Here is a 14233-nt window from a genome sequence, read left to right as displayed (position 1 = left end):
AGATGAACTTACCCTGTTGCCGTAACAACAGGGTAAAGTTTTAGCGAAGTGTTTTTGGGGTCATTACCCGACGAGCGCCAACATAGTGACGTTGCCAGTAATCTTCACTTAACGACGTGATTTGAATTTCCTGGCCACTGCGTGGTGACTGAATAAATTTACCATTGCCAACGTACACGCCTACGTGATCGGCAGTCCCACGCCCTTGCGTGCGGAAAAAGACCAGGTCGCCGTTTTTCAGTTCACTGCGATCGATAGGTGCCGCATCGCGCAGGTGATACATTTCGTTTGCTGTGCGCGGAATACGGATCTTAACCAGGTCTTTATAAGCGTAATAAACCAGTCCACTGCAATCAAAACCGGTACGCGGTGAACTCCCGCCCCAACGATATGGCTTGCCAATTTGCTGCATCAGTTTATTCATCGCCACTTTAGTGGCTTTCTGAACTTTGGCTTTGTGCGCGTCGGCAATAGTGCCAGGGGCGGCATTTTTGACTTTCACGCAATGTGACTTATTGCCCTTACGTTTGGTGCACTTTTCCGTAAAGCTGGCAGACGCCGTTTTAGTGACAACATTTTTGCTGCGAGTTTTAGCGTTTTTAGAAGCGGTAATGGAGGATTTTTTAACGGAAGAAGCGGTTTTGCTTTTGGTCGTACTTTTACTGGCGACTTTTTTGGCGGTTTTCTGACTGGCTTTATTATTGGTCTTTTTGGTGGTTGCCGTGCTTTTCTTTTTATCTGCTTTTTTGGTGATATGAGTGGTAGCAGAACTCTCCCTGGCTTGCTTGGAAGCATAGGCCATAGGCATTAAAGGCAGGGTGGTAAAAAGTAAAGCACAGAGCGTGATCGAAATACGGTTTATCCGCGCCACTGAGCGTCCCTCTGTTAAGGCAGGTCTATCATGCCTGCGTCTGATTTACAAAACTTGATGATTCTAATGCATAGAAGAAGGGAAAGTTAATAGCTTTTATTGTTAAAAAATACGTTTCGTTGGCGAGCGCAAAAAAAAGCAGCAGTGAAAGCTAAAAATGGTCACAAATACGCCAGCTTGCAGCGTGGCAGAGAAGAAACGAATATTTGAAATGCAACAAATAGAGCAAAGGGATAAAATAGCAAAAGCGTGATGAAAATGTTATTTTCCGATGCCGCACTGACCCGCTACAATGTCAGATTACTGCCGTAAAGAAGTTTGAGGAAGCAAGACAATGAGCACCACTATCGAAAAAATCCAACGCCAGATTGCTGAAAACCCGATCCTGCTGTACATGAAAGGTTCACCGAAACTGCCGAGCTGCGGTTTCTCTGCCCAGGCAGTCCAGGCGCTTGCCGCTTGTGGCGAACGTTTTGCCTACGTTGATATCCTGCAAAATCCGGACATTCGTGCGGAACTGCCGAAATATGCGAACTGGCCGACTTTCCCGCAACTGTGGGTTGACGGCGAGCTGGTAGGCGGTTGTGATATCGTGATTGAAATGTATCAGCGTGGCGAACTGCAGCAGCTGATCAAAGAAACTGCTGCTAAATACAAGTCTGAAGAGCCGGATGCTGAATAATCCGTTCTGCAATACTGACGGATGCTAACCGGCATCCGTCAGTGCTTTTTATCCCCAATCCAGCCCTTGTGGCGAACTTGAAAATCCCGCCTCACGCAGCAGCGTAAACATCGGCGTTTGCCGGATCGGTTGGTCATTCACTTCTGTCAACGTAAACCGTAGCCGTGGTTCTCGTCGCAACGCGGTGGTTAGCGCCAGGAAAACCTCCGGTGGTAATAATTCATCTTTTTCCTGCCAGACCAGCATTTTTTTGCCACCTTGCGCCAGATAAATCAATAATTTGCCGCCAGAAATGACCACCAGCGCGCCTGCCCGACGAGTCGGAACCAGCGTCGCCGGATGTGCAGGCCAGGGTAGCAGATTCCCCCACAAATTGGCCGGATCGTTGGCACTAAGGGCCACGGGCATATATTGTCGCGTCTGCGTGGCATGGGGCGCCAGGTCGCGCAGACGGTCAATGGTCTGGCGATCAGCAAATTGAGCACCACCCAAACCTTCAACAAATCGACCCCGCATAATTCGCCCGGAATCTTCCATACTGCGGCAAAGCGTTTGCATCGACGGAAATCCGCCAGGAATATTTTCAGCAATCACCGCCTGACGACTGATGATTCCGTAGCGGTCGAGCATATTTTCCGCCAGCGCCAGCATCCTTTCGGTATCGTTTAGTGGCTCCACCTGCAATAACGACCAGCGTCCAGCCAGCTTTGGTGTGTTGTAAGATACCAACGGCACAGCTGACGGTGCATAAACCGGACGTCCACGACGAGCCCGGCTACTACGGCGAGTTGAAGGGCGTGCGCTGGTACTACTGCGGGTAAGGGCGCGCAACGGTGCCCAAATATCACAGGTGATGACGCCTTGCCAGACCAGTTCCCAAAGCGCCTCTTGCAGGGCTGAAGGATCTACTGGCTCGCCGATTATCTCGCCTGTTCGTTGGCTGATTTGTTGCGCAAACCAGGCGCCCCCGTCAGTCAGAACCGCGATAATTGCTTGCTGAAGCGCTGAACGTTTCGCGTGATCATTTTCTGCAGGAATATACGATTCGGCGGCATATTCCTGTAAATGCAGTGCCACCAGGCCGTCATCTTCACCCAGCTTTTTTTGCCCCGACCAGATAACCGCTCCGGTTGCCAGTAATTCATCGAGCATTTCTGGCGAATAGTCGCGTACGCGGGCAGGCAGGATCTGACTTTCCCAGAGTGAGGCGGGTAAACCGACTCCGGCAAGCTGTTCGATCACCCGTATTACACCATCTACGCCCTCATAAACGCCTGCCGATGTTGAGGCAAAGAGCGCCGGGCTACCATCGGTGGCGGGTAATACGCCCTGACGTTCCAGCAGCAATCGCGCATAGGTCGTGGCTGCAACGGGACGCGTCGCTTCTCTGGCGGCTTGCAGCGAGCGCAAACGCAGACGACGAAATACTTCATCGCTCACCCAGATGTCTTGTTGCAGATTCATCACCAGACCCTGTTCGCGCAGTTGCTGAAGCTGCTCTTCGACAATGGCAATACCGAGACTAAACTCATGAGCCAGTTGTTCAGCCGTGACCAGAGCATGAGCCCGGAGATAGCGCAGAAAGAGGTCGCGAAGCGGGTAACTGACTCTATGCAAATAAATCTCTGGCAGAGACTCTGGTAGTTGTACGCCGAGGGCATCGCGCAGCCTGGCGGCATCATCCATACAGGCAAGACGCTCCTGTCCGCTAATCATCGCCGGGAAGATTCGTTTTACTGCAAGAAGATTTTCCAGATACGACGCAATCACTTCACTACTGCCTGTATGCCGTTGCGCCAGGTCTTCAACGGTCATTGGCCCTAGTTCGCGCAGCAGGTCGAACAATCCTTCTTCACCTTTCGCTCTTCTGCCAGTAGCCAGTCGTTGCAACTCTTCTTCCACCTGGCGAATGACCTGCGGGTCGAGTAATTCCCCCGGATCAACCTGACCGAGTAGATTGCGCAGTAACTCGCTGTCCAGCGACAGTACGGATGCCCGGCGTTCTGCCAGCGGGGCGTCGCTCTGATACATAAATTCCGCCACATAACCGAACAATAAACTGGCGGCAAAAGGTGAGGGCGTCGCGGTGGTGACATCGGAAATTTGAATTTCGCCACTGTTCAGGCGACGCATCAAACGCTCCAGCGCGGGAAGATCATAAACATCTTGCAGACATTCGCGTAGGGTTTCGAGAATGACTGGAAAATCCGGATATCCCCGGGCGATTTCCAGTAACTGGCTGGCACGCAGCCGTTGTTGCCAGAGCGGGGTGCGATGGCCCGGCGTGCGGCCCGGCATTAATAATGCCCGCGCGGCGCATTCGCGAAAACGGGCGGCGAAAAGTGCCGAGTTGCCCACCGCCTCGCGGACAATTTGCAGCAGCTTTTCCGGTTCAAACAAAAAAACCGCGGCGTCAGGCAATTTACCATCGGTGTCAGGAATGCGGGCGACAATACCGTCATCGCTGGCGACTACCGAGGCATCAGCGCCCCATAGCGCATGCAGTCGCCCAGCAATCGCCAGCGCCCACGGTTCATGCACTCGTCTTCCATAGGGAGAGTGTAAAATAATGCGCCAGTCGCCAATCTCATCACGGCAGCGTTCGAGAACCAGGTGGCGGCTTCCAGGGACAACGCCCGTGGCGTTACGCTGTTCGTCAATCAGCCCCTGAATATTGGCGAGTGTATTTTCTTCTGCCAGCCACGGCGGGATATTTCCGGAAAAGAACGCGCCATCCGCCAGCAAATGGAGAAAATCGCCGATCATTTCCCCCAATTCAGCGGGGCGTCCATTACCTTCGCCACGCCAGAAGGGAAGTCGGGCAGAGCGACCTGGCGCAGGTGTCACAATGACCTGATCGCGGGTGATTTGTTGGATCCGCCATGAGGTAGCGCCGAGAGTGATGATGTCATTCACTCGCGATTCATACACCATTTCTTCATCCAGTTCGCCCACCCGCCGCGAGCCTGTCTGTTCTTCACCTTCGGGTAATAACACACTGTACATGCCACGATCCGGAATGGTGCCACCGCTGGTAACAGCCAACAGCTGAGCGCCCGGTCGGGCGGTCAATATCCCCGTCTCCCTGTTCCAGACCAGTTTTGGTCGAAAAGCAGAAAAATCGCCAGAGGGATAGCGCCCGGAAAGCATATCCAGCGTGGCGTCAAACACGCGTCTTGGCAGATCTTTCCACGGTGCAGCACGGCGTACGCGGGAGTACCATTCGTCTACCTGTAATTCATCCATCGCCGCGGCGGCAACGGTTTGCTGCGCAAGGACGTCGAGTGGATTATGCGGTGGCGTCAGGTTTTCCAGCCTGCCTGCAAACATACACTCGACAATGACGGCGGAATCGACTAAATCACGCCGGGTACGGGGGAAAAACAGCCCTTTAGATACACCGCCAACCTGATGTCCGGCGCGACCAATGCGCTGTAGCCCGCTGGCGACAGAAAGCGGCGTCGCCACCTGAATCACCAGATCCACCGCGCCCATATCAATCCCCAGTTCGAGACTGGAAGTCGCGACCACACAGCGCAATTCGCCTGATTTCAGGGCTTGTTCGGTTATCGCCCGTTGTTCTTTAGAGACGGAACCGTGGTGCGAGCGGGCAATGAAAACGTCGCTACTTTGTACGCGGTTTGAGGTTGCGCCGGAGGTCGACTCGAAATGAGTGGCGTCTATGGCGATGGCCGGGGAGCGCTGTAAGCGTGCGGCGTAAAGCTCATTCAGCCGTGCCGTCAGTTTTTCCGCCAGGCCGCGTGAATTTGTAAAGACGATGGTCGAGCGATGGCGCAACACTTCATCAAGAATGCCGGTTTCAATATACGGCCAGATTGAGCCTTCTCTGCCCGCATGGCTGTCTTCGCCAGTGCCGCTGGCGACCGATGAGACATCATCCATATTGGCGACCGGGACGACAATCCGTATCTGCGGATGGCGCATTGCGGGCGGGTTGACTACCGTAACCGGGCGATCGCCACCAAGAAATGCTGCCACATCGCTGGCTGAGCGTACAGTCGCGGAAAGGCCAATTCGCTGTGCTGAGGTGTGGAGCAGCGCATCGAGCCGCTCCAGACTTAACGCCAGATGCGCACCACGTTTACTGCCCGCTACCGCGTGGACTTCATCAATAATTACCGTTTCGACGCCGCGCAGCGTCTCGCGTGCGCGGGAGGTCAGCATCAGATAGAGTGATTCGGGTGTGGTGATCAGAATATCCGGCGGATTGCGGGTCAGTTTGCTGCGTTCCTGCGCGGGCGTATCACCAGTCCGGATGCCCACGCGGAGGTTGACTTCCATTTCGCCGCGCCGCCGCCGTTCCTCTGCAATGCCTTGTAACGGGATCTGCAAATTGCGCTGAACGTCGGTGCCTAAGGCTTTTATCGGTGAAATATAGAGGATGCGTGAGGTTTTACGTTTATGCGCCTCGCGGGTATCTTCGCCGCCTTCGCGGAAGAGCTGATCGAGGGCGTAGAGAAATGCTGCCAGCGTTTTCCCTGAGCCTGTCGGTGCAATCACCAGTGCATGTTCGCCTCGCGCCGCTACATGCCAGGTTTGTGACTGGACAGCGGTCGGCTGTTTAAAGGCACGACGAAACCAGTCGCGGGTCGCCGGTGAAAACACGTCCGGCAGGGGCGATGAAGGGGTTGGATTATCTGCCATTAACGCTATTCCCCGTGAATATCATGCATGATGCGTGGAATAGCCTCACTATAGATGCCTGAATCATTGCATGTCATCAGGCATCGACTCGATTACACCTCTTCGGCGGCAGGCAGCGGCCAGCCTCCCAGACGTTTCCAGCGATTGACGATTTCACAAAACAGCACAGCAGTGCGTTCGGTGTCGTACAGCGCGGAGTGCGCCTGGGTGCTGTCGAAGTCCATCCCCGCGGTCTGGCAGGCTTTTGATAATACGGTTTGTCCGAGTGCCAGCCCGGCCAGTGCCGCGGTGTCAAAAGTGGCGAAAGGGTGGAATGGGTTACGTTTCAGTGAGGCGCGTTCTGCGGCGGCCATCATAAAGCTGTGATCAAAATTGGCGTTGTGCGCCACCATAATGGCGCGGTTACAGCCGCTCGCTTTAATGCCTTTACGTACAACTTTAAAAATTTCGTGCAGCGCCTCGTATTCGCTGACCGCGCCGCGATCGGGATCGTTCGGGTCAATGCCGTTGAAGGCGAGGGCCTCTGGCTGCAAATTTGCGCCGACAAATGGTTCGACGTGGAAATGTAATGTGGTGTCCGGCATCAGCCAGCCTTGTTCATCCATTTTCAGGGTGATGGCGGCAATCTCAAGCAGCGCATCGGTTTTGGCGTTAAATCCGGCTGTTTCAACATCGATCACAACAGGATAAAAACCACGAAAACGGTCGCACAGACCGGTAAGTTGAGCGTTATCGGACATCTGATTCTCTTAATACGGATAAATTGCAGCGCGCATTATGACAAATATTGCTTGTCGATGCAGTAAAGATGCGGGCGCGAAGAGTTCGCGCCCGGCAGGAGATTAGTTGCCCAGACCGCGACCGGCGTCTTTCTCTTCGATTAACTCAATTTTGTAACCATCCGGATCTTCCACAAACGCGATAACCGTAGTACCGCCTTTTACCGGACCCGCTTCACGGGTGACGTTACCCCCGTTCTGACGGATTTTTTCGCACGCTTCAGCGGCGTTATCTACGCTAAGCGCGATGTGACCATAAGCAGTGCCGAGTTCGTATTTATCCACGCCCCAGTTGTAGGTCAGTTCAATCACCGCTTCTTCGGTTTCCGGGCCGTAGCCAACAAACGCCAGTGAGTATTTGTATTCCGGGTTTTCGCTGGTACGCAGCAGTTTCATGCCCAGCACTTTGGTATAAAAATCGATGGAGCGTTGCAGATCGCCAACGCGCAGCATGGTATGAAGAAGACGCATCTTTATATCCTCAAAATGGCTAACAGATTCAAAATGTTGTTTTAGTATAGCGGCGGCTTTACGCCGCTCGCAATGTTGGATTATAGCGTCGGGTAATCGGTATAGCCTTCCGCACCGCCACCGTAGAAACTTTCAGCACGCTGTGGGTTAAGCTCGGCTTTGCGCTGCAAGCGGGCGACCAGATCCGGGTTCGCAATCCAGTCACGCCCAAATGCCACCGCATCAATTAACCCTTTACCGATCAGCATTTCTGCTTTTTCTACCGTGTATGCACCTGCGCCGATAATCGGACCGTGGAAACGGGCGCGTACTTTTTCGCGAAACGCCTCGGTATATGGTTTGCCGCCTGCCCAGTCTGGTTCTGACATATGCAGGTAAGCAATGCCGCGTTTGCCCAGTTGTTCAATCAGATACAGCGCATCGGCTTCTTCATTCGGGCCGTTATCCGTATTCTGGAACGTACCGATTGGCGAAACGCGAATGCCAATGCGATCGGCTCCCCATTCTTCAATCCCGGCATCAACGACTTCCAGCACCAGACGTGCGCGATTTTCCACGCTGCCGCCGTACTGATCGGTACGATGGTTTGAAGAAGGGGAAAGGAACTGATGCAGCAAATAACCGTGAGCAGAGTGGAGCTCCACCAGATCAAACCCGGCTTCACGCGCGTTAGCGATGGCCTGACGGAAATCATTGACGATACCCGGAATTTCTTCCAGTTCCAGTGCCCGCGGCGTGGATGTTTCAACACGGATTGCCTGACCATTTTCATCGCGCAGAGAAGTACGTGTTCCCGCGCTAAGTGCTGAAGGCGCTACCGGTGCCTGGCCGCCAGGTTGCAGGCTGGCGTGAGAAATGCGTCCGGTGTGCCACAGCTGTACGGCCATATGACCATTTTCAGCATGAACGCCAGCGGTGATTTTTTTCCATGCGGCAATTTGCTCCGGGCTATGGATGCCAGGCGCGCCTGCATATCCTTTTGCCTGAGCGGAAATTTGCGTGGCTTCGCTAATAATTAAACCAGCACTGGCACGTTGGCGATAGTATTCCGCCATCAACGGGGTAGGGATGTCACCCGGTTCAATACTGCGCAGACGCGTTAGTGGTGCCATAAAAATACGGTTTGCCGCCGTGATCGCGCCCACTTTCAGTGGGGAATACAGTTTTTCAGATGACATAAAGGCTCCCGGTCGTCTGGTGATAAAAAAGCCTACTAAACGGCAGGCGTCGCAATAATGGTTTTTACATGTGCCAGCGCGTTTTCCAGTGGCTCGGAATTACGCGAAATTTTGGCCTGCAGATTCGCGCCAAGCCACAGTGCGTAAAGCACTTGTGCCTGTTGCAGCGGTTCGCCACAAAAGGTTAAACAATGGCTATCACGGCCATTTTCCAGCGCCTGCGAGAGCAGGGCGATCACGCCGCTAGCGCCTTTATCCATCGCGCTGCGCATATCTTCTGACAGATCGCACACTTCGGCAGAGAGTTTTACTGTCAGGCAACCACTGATGGTTCCGTGTTGGCAAAACTGGTTCAGTGTTTGCTGGTAATAAGCCAGTATGCGGTCGCGGTAATTACCTTCGCCGGATTGCAGTAACTCTGTTAGTCGCTGGTGATATGCGGCGTAATGACGTTCAAGCATGGCAACGCCAAACGCTTCTTTAGAGCGAAAGTAGTGATAGAAGGACCCTTTCGGCACTTCAGCGGTTTTTAGTAATTCGCTGAGCCCCATCCCGGTGAATCCACGTTGCAGGCAAAGTTGCTCGCCCGTCGCCAGGAGATGTTCGCGAGTATCATGTTCGGTGTGTTTGTTCATGCGTTCGAGTGTAGTAGACCAGTCGGTCTAGTGCAAGCAAAGTTGCTACTTTGGGCATTAACAGCTTCAATAGTGGTAATACACTCGTCATACTTCAAGTTGCATGCGCTGCGACCACGTTCACTCACCCCAGTCACTTACTTTAGTAAGCTCCTGGGGATTCATTCACTCGTCGCGTTACTCGGCCTTCGGCCTCGCCCTTTCAGGGCCAACGCAAGCGTTGTTCAAAACGCACTTGGCGTTTTGTCCTGCAACTCGAATTATTTAGAGTAAAACTTATCTGAGGAGGGCGAGGTGGCGGAGCAATTAGAGTTCTTTCCCGTCCAGAGCCCGTGCCGGGGAATTTGCCAGTCTGACGAACGCGGGTTTTGTCGCGGCTGTTTTCGAAGCCGGGACGAGCGTTTTAACTGGAATAATATGAGCGATGGCGAAAAACAAGAGGTGCTGCGCCTTTGTCGGCAACGGCTGATGCGTAAATTACGCGCAAATAAGCCAACGTCATCAGATGAACCGGAGCAACCATCACTCTTTTGAGCATAATCTTGCGTATACTCCTCTCATATCTGATAAGAGGAAGCGATTATGGTTCAGCGTATTACTATTGCGCCGCAAGGCCCGGAGTTTTCCCGTTTTGTGATGGGCTACTGGCGACTGATGGACTGGAATATGTCTGCCCGTCAGTTGGTTAGCTTTATTGAGGAGCATCTGGATCTCGGCATTACCACTGTGGACCATGCTGATATTTATGGCGGCTATCAGTGCGAAGCAGCGTTTGGCGAGGCGCTGAAGCTGGCGCCTCATCTGCGTGAACGGATGGAAATCGTCAGCAAATGTGGCATCGCAACGACCGCGCGTGAAGAAAACGTCATTGGTCATTACATCACTGACCGCGACCATATTATTAAAAGCGCCGAACAGTCGCTGATTAATCTCGCGACCGATCATCTGGATCTGCTGTTAATCCACCGTCCCGACCCGTTAATGGATGCCGATGAAGTGGCGGATGCGTTTAAACATCTGCATCAGAGCGGCAAAGTGCGCCATTTTGGCGTCTCCAACTTCACGCCTGCGCAATTTGCTCTGTTGCAATCACGCCTGCCATTTACCCTTGCCACTAATCAGGTGGAAATATCCCCGGTGCATCAGCCGTTGCTGCTGGATGGCACGCTCGACCAACTGCAACAACTGCGTGTTCGTCCGATGGCGTGGTCGTGCCTTGGTGGTGGACGTCTGTTCAATGATGATTTTTTCCAGCCGCTGCGTGATGAACTCGCTGTGATAGCCCAGGAATTAAACGCGGCCACTATTGAGCAGGTTGTTTATGCCTGGATATTACGTCTGCCGTCGCAACCGTTGCCGATAATTGGTTCCGGTAAAATTGAGCGCGTACGGGCTGCTGTAGAGGCAGAAGCCCTGAAAATGACGCGTCAGCAGTGGTTCCGTATCCGTAAAGCTGCATTAGGTTACGACGTACCGTAAGCACTTTTAGGATTAGCCTCCGTTCAAATATGTGTCACTGGTTTACACTTAACGGGTATGCACAATGAACGGAGGTCCTATGAAGCGTTTTAGTCTGGCTATTCTGGCGCTGGTTGTTGCGACCGGCGCACAAGCTGCCAGTGAAAAAGTCGAGATGAACCTCGTTACGTCGCAAGGGGTTGGGCAGTCAATAGGTAGCGTAACTATTACTGAAACCGATAAAGGTCTGGAGTTTTCACCCGATCTGAAAGCATTACCTCCCGGTGAACATGGCTTCCATATTCATGCCAAAGGAAGCTGCCAGCCAGCCACCAAAGATGGCAAAGCCAGCGCCGCGGAATCCGCAGGCGGGCATCTTGATCCACAAAAAACCAACAAGCATGAAGGGCCGGAAGGTACGGGACATTTAGGCGATCTGCCTGCGCTGGTGGTCAATAATGACGGCAAGGCGACCGATGCCGTTATTGCGCCTCGTCTGAAATCACTCGATGAAATCAAAGACAAGGCGCTGATGATCCACGTTGGCGGCGATAATATGTCCGATCAGCCTAAACCGCTGGGCGGTGGCGGTGAACGCTATGCCTGTGGTGTTATTAAGTAGTTAAGAGGCCAGCGTACCTTGCGGCGGTGCTTGCTCAAGTTGCGAAAGCGAGCAGTATAGTCGCCAGACAATCGCTGCCAGCTCACGGGCAGCAGGCTGATGATGCCGGGCAAGGCTGTCGCAAATCCGCTGTAATTCTTCAAGTGTGGCTGCCAGCGATTTTTGCTGAACGCCACGCTCACTCATCACTCCCCGCAACAGCGAAATACAGTTATCCCGCACTTGTGATAACGGATCAGAACGCGACTCCCACTCGCGTAATTGCCAGACAACATGCGAACAGTTCAGTAGCACCACCCCCCAACGTAATAACCAGCGGCGCGCCAGCGCATCCTGGCTGTTGCTCAACTGACTGACGTGATGATAAGTGAGCGATTCAAATTCGCTTTCACTCAGTGTTGGATGGCGGCTTAGTTGATCGACAAAATCCCGGCGCAGCGCGCGAATATGGCGACGGCTTTTGCGGGCATCCGACCCAGGTCGCAGAATGGCGAACGCTAACCACGCCAACGCCACGCCAACGATTTTTGCCAGATTATCGTTAAGAAAATCAGCAAAATCATACACCGGGGGATTAGTGACAGCGATAAACGATCCCATAAAAACAATCAGTTGCCCCCATAATGCAGCTTGTTTTGGCAATTGTATTTTGAGTAGCTGCATCGTTGCCAGCAGGGGGAAAAGAAACAGCAAAAATTGCCACAGCTCGCTAATTTGGACCATCAGGCCAAATTTAACCACAAAGCTAAAGAACGAAAGCAATACCAGCGTGCGCATCAGCAGCGACAATGACTTAAACGGTGCTGCGACGGCGGAGTAAAGGACGCAGCTAATCGCAGCCAGGGTTAATGCATTGGCTCCGGCATCCCATTGCGAGGCAATACTCCACGCACCAATCATCATCAACGTACAAAATGTCCGCAGCCCGCTCCACATGGCTTCTGCATTATCGGTATGACGTGCCAGCCCGGACGCGCGAGGGAGTCTGGTTTGATCATCTACGCCGCTTTGCAGACGATGTAATTCCTGACTACTTTGCAGATAAAGGCGGCAAAAATAACGTAGTCGATGCCAGAAAGCAACGTGCCGATAGTCAGCCGAGTTCGTCGGGCGTAGCGGGGCAATAATGCGTGCGACGGTGTAAAAATCCGTTTGCCCGCTGGCGAGGGCCGTTAGCAACTGTTCAAGAATTTCCCGTATAGCACCAGGGGGTGATGGCCAGTTGAGCAACATACGCCGCAAGCTCGAAATTACGCTGGTCATGCGCAATTGCTGGTGGAGTAACGCATTGAGGCGCGCGTTTTGCTGGCGGAAGCGATAGTGGCTCCAGAAAGCCTGGATACGCAGCAAATTCATGGTCAGTATCTGCCCAATCACCCCTTCATGTGCGGTACGAATGGCATCGGTTGTTTCAGGCTGCCAGAGTAAACTGGCATGTTCCAGTAAACGGGCGTGCATGTTTTTCAATGCGGTTAAAAGGGCAGTGGCATCGGAAGTGCTCGGCAGAATCATCATCATCATCCCACCGCAGAGAATACCGACGATCACTTCGCAAACGCGCGCCTGGGCGATGTCCCACAACTGGCTTGCTTCAGTGATATTGACCATCGGGAAGGCGATAATCGCGGCTGTGTAACCCGCCAGTTGAAACGCATAGGCCACGTTATTCGTGAAATGCGCGCAGGCCCAGGTACAAAAACCAAGCCATGCCGACATGCTCAACAGGAAGAACCACGGCTCGTTGAGAGTATGCCCGGCAAGGATTAGCGCCGCGATAGCCCCCAGCAAACTGCCAGCGATGCGCCCCAGGCTTTTGCTGATGACACCGCCAACTGTCGGAAAGCTCACTACCGCGGCTGACGTCATCGCCCAATAGGGCTCGTCCAGATTTAAATAATAAGCAACAGTCAGCGCCAGACACATGGCAAGGGTATTGCGCAACGCATAGCGCCATTGTGCCAGCGTGGCCTTAAACCAGGGCAGATTGCGCAGAGACCATGACCAGGCGTTCATTACTGACCTACTGCGATACTACAGGTTGTGCCGGATACCAGCGTGACATCGCCGGGAACATTATCAAGGGCAAAGCGAACCGGGACGCGCTGGGCGAGACGAACCCAGGGAACGTTAGGTTTAACGTCTGGAATCAGGCTGGAATCGTTTTCCACACTCTGATCATAAATTGCCCGACCGATACTGGAGACGTGACCCTGTAACGTTTTGTTGTCGCTATAGAGCGTAATGTGTGCTGGCGCACCGTCGCGGATATGCCGCAATTTGGTTTCTTCAAAATAACCAATGACGTAAAACGAGTGGCTGTCCACCAGGGCAAACAGCGGTTTTCCTGTGTCGGCGTAGTCGCCGATGCGGGTAGTGAGGTTGGTGACCCATCCGCTGACCGGGGCGCGAATTTCCGTTTGTGCCAGTTGCCATTGTGCCTGTTTCAGCGTTGCTTGTGCGGCATCGACACTGGCCTGCATCGCTTTAACATTGAGGTTTGCCGTATCCAGTTCTTCGGCAGAGATAAAATTTTGCGAGAGATGACGGCGGCGATTGGCCTCATTATTGGCTCTGGCAAGATCAGATTGCGCTTTCGCCAGTTGGGCCTGGGCATTCAGTTCGGCAATCTGGAAGGGTGTTTTATCGATAGTGAACAGAATATCGCCAGCGTTAACCAACTGGTTGTCTTTTATATTCATCTCAACAATACGTCCGGACACTTGTGGGGTGATAGCGACCTGTTCCGCGCGTATTTTGCCATCCCGCGTCCACGGTGACTGCATGTAATAGTTCCAGAGCCACCACCCGGCGAGAACGGCAACTACTGCTACAATTATTGTTGAGAAATACTTAATGGTTTTAATTGACATAG

At 53.2% G+C, this 14233-nt stretch carries 12 protein-coding genes; 4 read left to right on the top strand and 8 right to left on the bottom strand.

Annotated elements, in window-relative coordinates; all coding sequences use genetic code 11:
- Window positions 1–40 precede the first annotated feature (40 nt).
- The gene (gene mepH, locus FEK47_RS01235) at window positions 41–871 is read right to left on the bottom strand and encodes a peptidoglycan DD-endopeptidase MepH (RefSeq protein ID WP_130208194.1); all 831 of its coding nucleotides are present in this window, start codon (window positions 869–871) and stop codon (window positions 41–43) included.
- 334 nt (window positions 872–1205) lie between these two features.
- Between mepH and grxD the strand changes: the two genes are divergently transcribed.
- Window positions 1206–1553, top strand: a complete 348-nt coding sequence (gene grxD / locus FEK47_RS01230; RefSeq protein WP_000108172.1) for a monothiol glutaredoxin 4 — start codon at window positions 1206–1208, stop codon at window positions 1551–1553.
- Between the two features lie 48 nt (window positions 1554–1601).
- Here grxD and FEK47_RS01225 read toward each other — a convergent pair whose 3' ends face one another.
- The 5 genes from FEK47_RS01225 to nemR form a co-directional block, all read right to left on the bottom strand.
- Complete coding sequence (locus FEK47_RS01225) at window positions 1602–6218, bottom strand: ATP-dependent helicase (RefSeq protein ID WP_135487736.1); 4617 nt, start codon at window positions 6216–6218, stop codon at window positions 1602–1604.
- A 92-nt stretch (window positions 6219–6310) separates the two neighbouring features.
- On the bottom strand, window positions 6311–6958 hold the full coding sequence (gene rnt / locus FEK47_RS01220) for a ribonuclease T (RefSeq protein ID WP_001282281.1): 648 nt from the start codon (window positions 6956–6958) through the stop codon (window positions 6311–6313).
- Window positions 6959–7060: 102 nt separating this feature from the next.
- Window positions 7061–7468 carry a lactoylglutathione lyase gene (gene gloA, locus FEK47_RS01215; protein ID WP_001237796.1) on the bottom strand — a complete coding sequence of 136 codons (408 nt, stop codon included), beginning with the start codon at window positions 7466–7468 and terminating at the stop codon, window positions 7061–7063.
- Between the two features lie 80 nt (window positions 7469–7548).
- On the bottom strand, window positions 7549–8646 hold the full coding sequence (gene nemA, locus FEK47_RS01210; RefSeq protein WP_135405853.1) for an N-ethylmaleimide reductase: 1098 nt from the start codon (window positions 8644–8646) through the stop codon (window positions 7549–7551).
- Between the two features lie 35 nt (window positions 8647–8681).
- The gene (nemR, locus tag FEK47_RS01205; protein ID WP_130257796.1) at window positions 8682–9281 is read right to left on the bottom strand and encodes a DNA-binding transcriptional regulator NemR; all 600 of its coding nucleotides are present in this window, start codon (window positions 9279–9281) and stop codon (window positions 8682–8684) included.
- Between the two features lie 294 nt (window positions 9282–9575).
- On the opposite strand from nemR, the gene FEK47_RS01195 reads away from it, so the two are divergent.
- The 3 genes from FEK47_RS01195 (at window position 9576) to sodC (ending at window position 11361) form a co-directional block, all read left to right on the top strand.
- Window positions 9576–9815 carry a DUF1289 domain-containing protein gene (locus tag FEK47_RS01195; RefSeq protein WP_024258169.1) on the top strand — a complete coding sequence of 80 codons (240 nt, stop codon included), beginning with the start codon at window positions 9576–9578 and terminating at the stop codon, window positions 9813–9815.
- A gap of 48 nt (window positions 9816–9863) precedes the next feature.
- A complete protein-coding gene (locus FEK47_RS01190) occupies window positions 9864–10760 on the top strand; it encodes an aldo/keto reductase family oxidoreductase (RefSeq protein ID WP_130218984.1) in 897 nt (298 codons plus the stop codon).
- A gap of 79 nt (window positions 10761–10839) precedes the next feature.
- Window positions 10840–11361, top strand: coding sequence for a superoxide dismutase [Cu-Zn] SodC (gene sodC, locus FEK47_RS01185; protein ID WP_135487738.1), 522 nt, complete (start codon window positions 10840–10842; stop codon window positions 11359–11361).
- Here sodC and FEK47_RS01180 read toward each other — a convergent pair whose 3' ends face one another.
- Window positions 11362–13374 (bottom strand): FUSC family protein, encoded by a 2013-nt coding sequence (locus FEK47_RS01180; protein WP_135487739.1) that lies wholly within the window; start codon window positions 13372–13374, stop codon window positions 11362–11364.
- Entirely contained in the window at window positions 13374–14231 is an 858-nt protein-coding gene (locus FEK47_RS01175; RefSeq protein ID WP_135487740.1) for an HlyD family secretion protein, read from the bottom strand. The genes FEK47_RS01180 and FEK47_RS01175 overlap by 1 nt, the downstream gene beginning before the upstream one ends.
- Window positions 14232–14233 lie beyond the last annotated feature (2 nt).

Origin of the sequence: Escherichia sp. E3659, assembly GCF_005781135.1 — a bacterium.
GTDB lineage: Bacteria > Pseudomonadota > Gammaproteobacteria > Enterobacterales > Enterobacteriaceae > Escherichia.
Note: the sequence above shows the minus strand (reverse complement) of the source record. Positions and strands in the feature narration are given on the sequence as shown.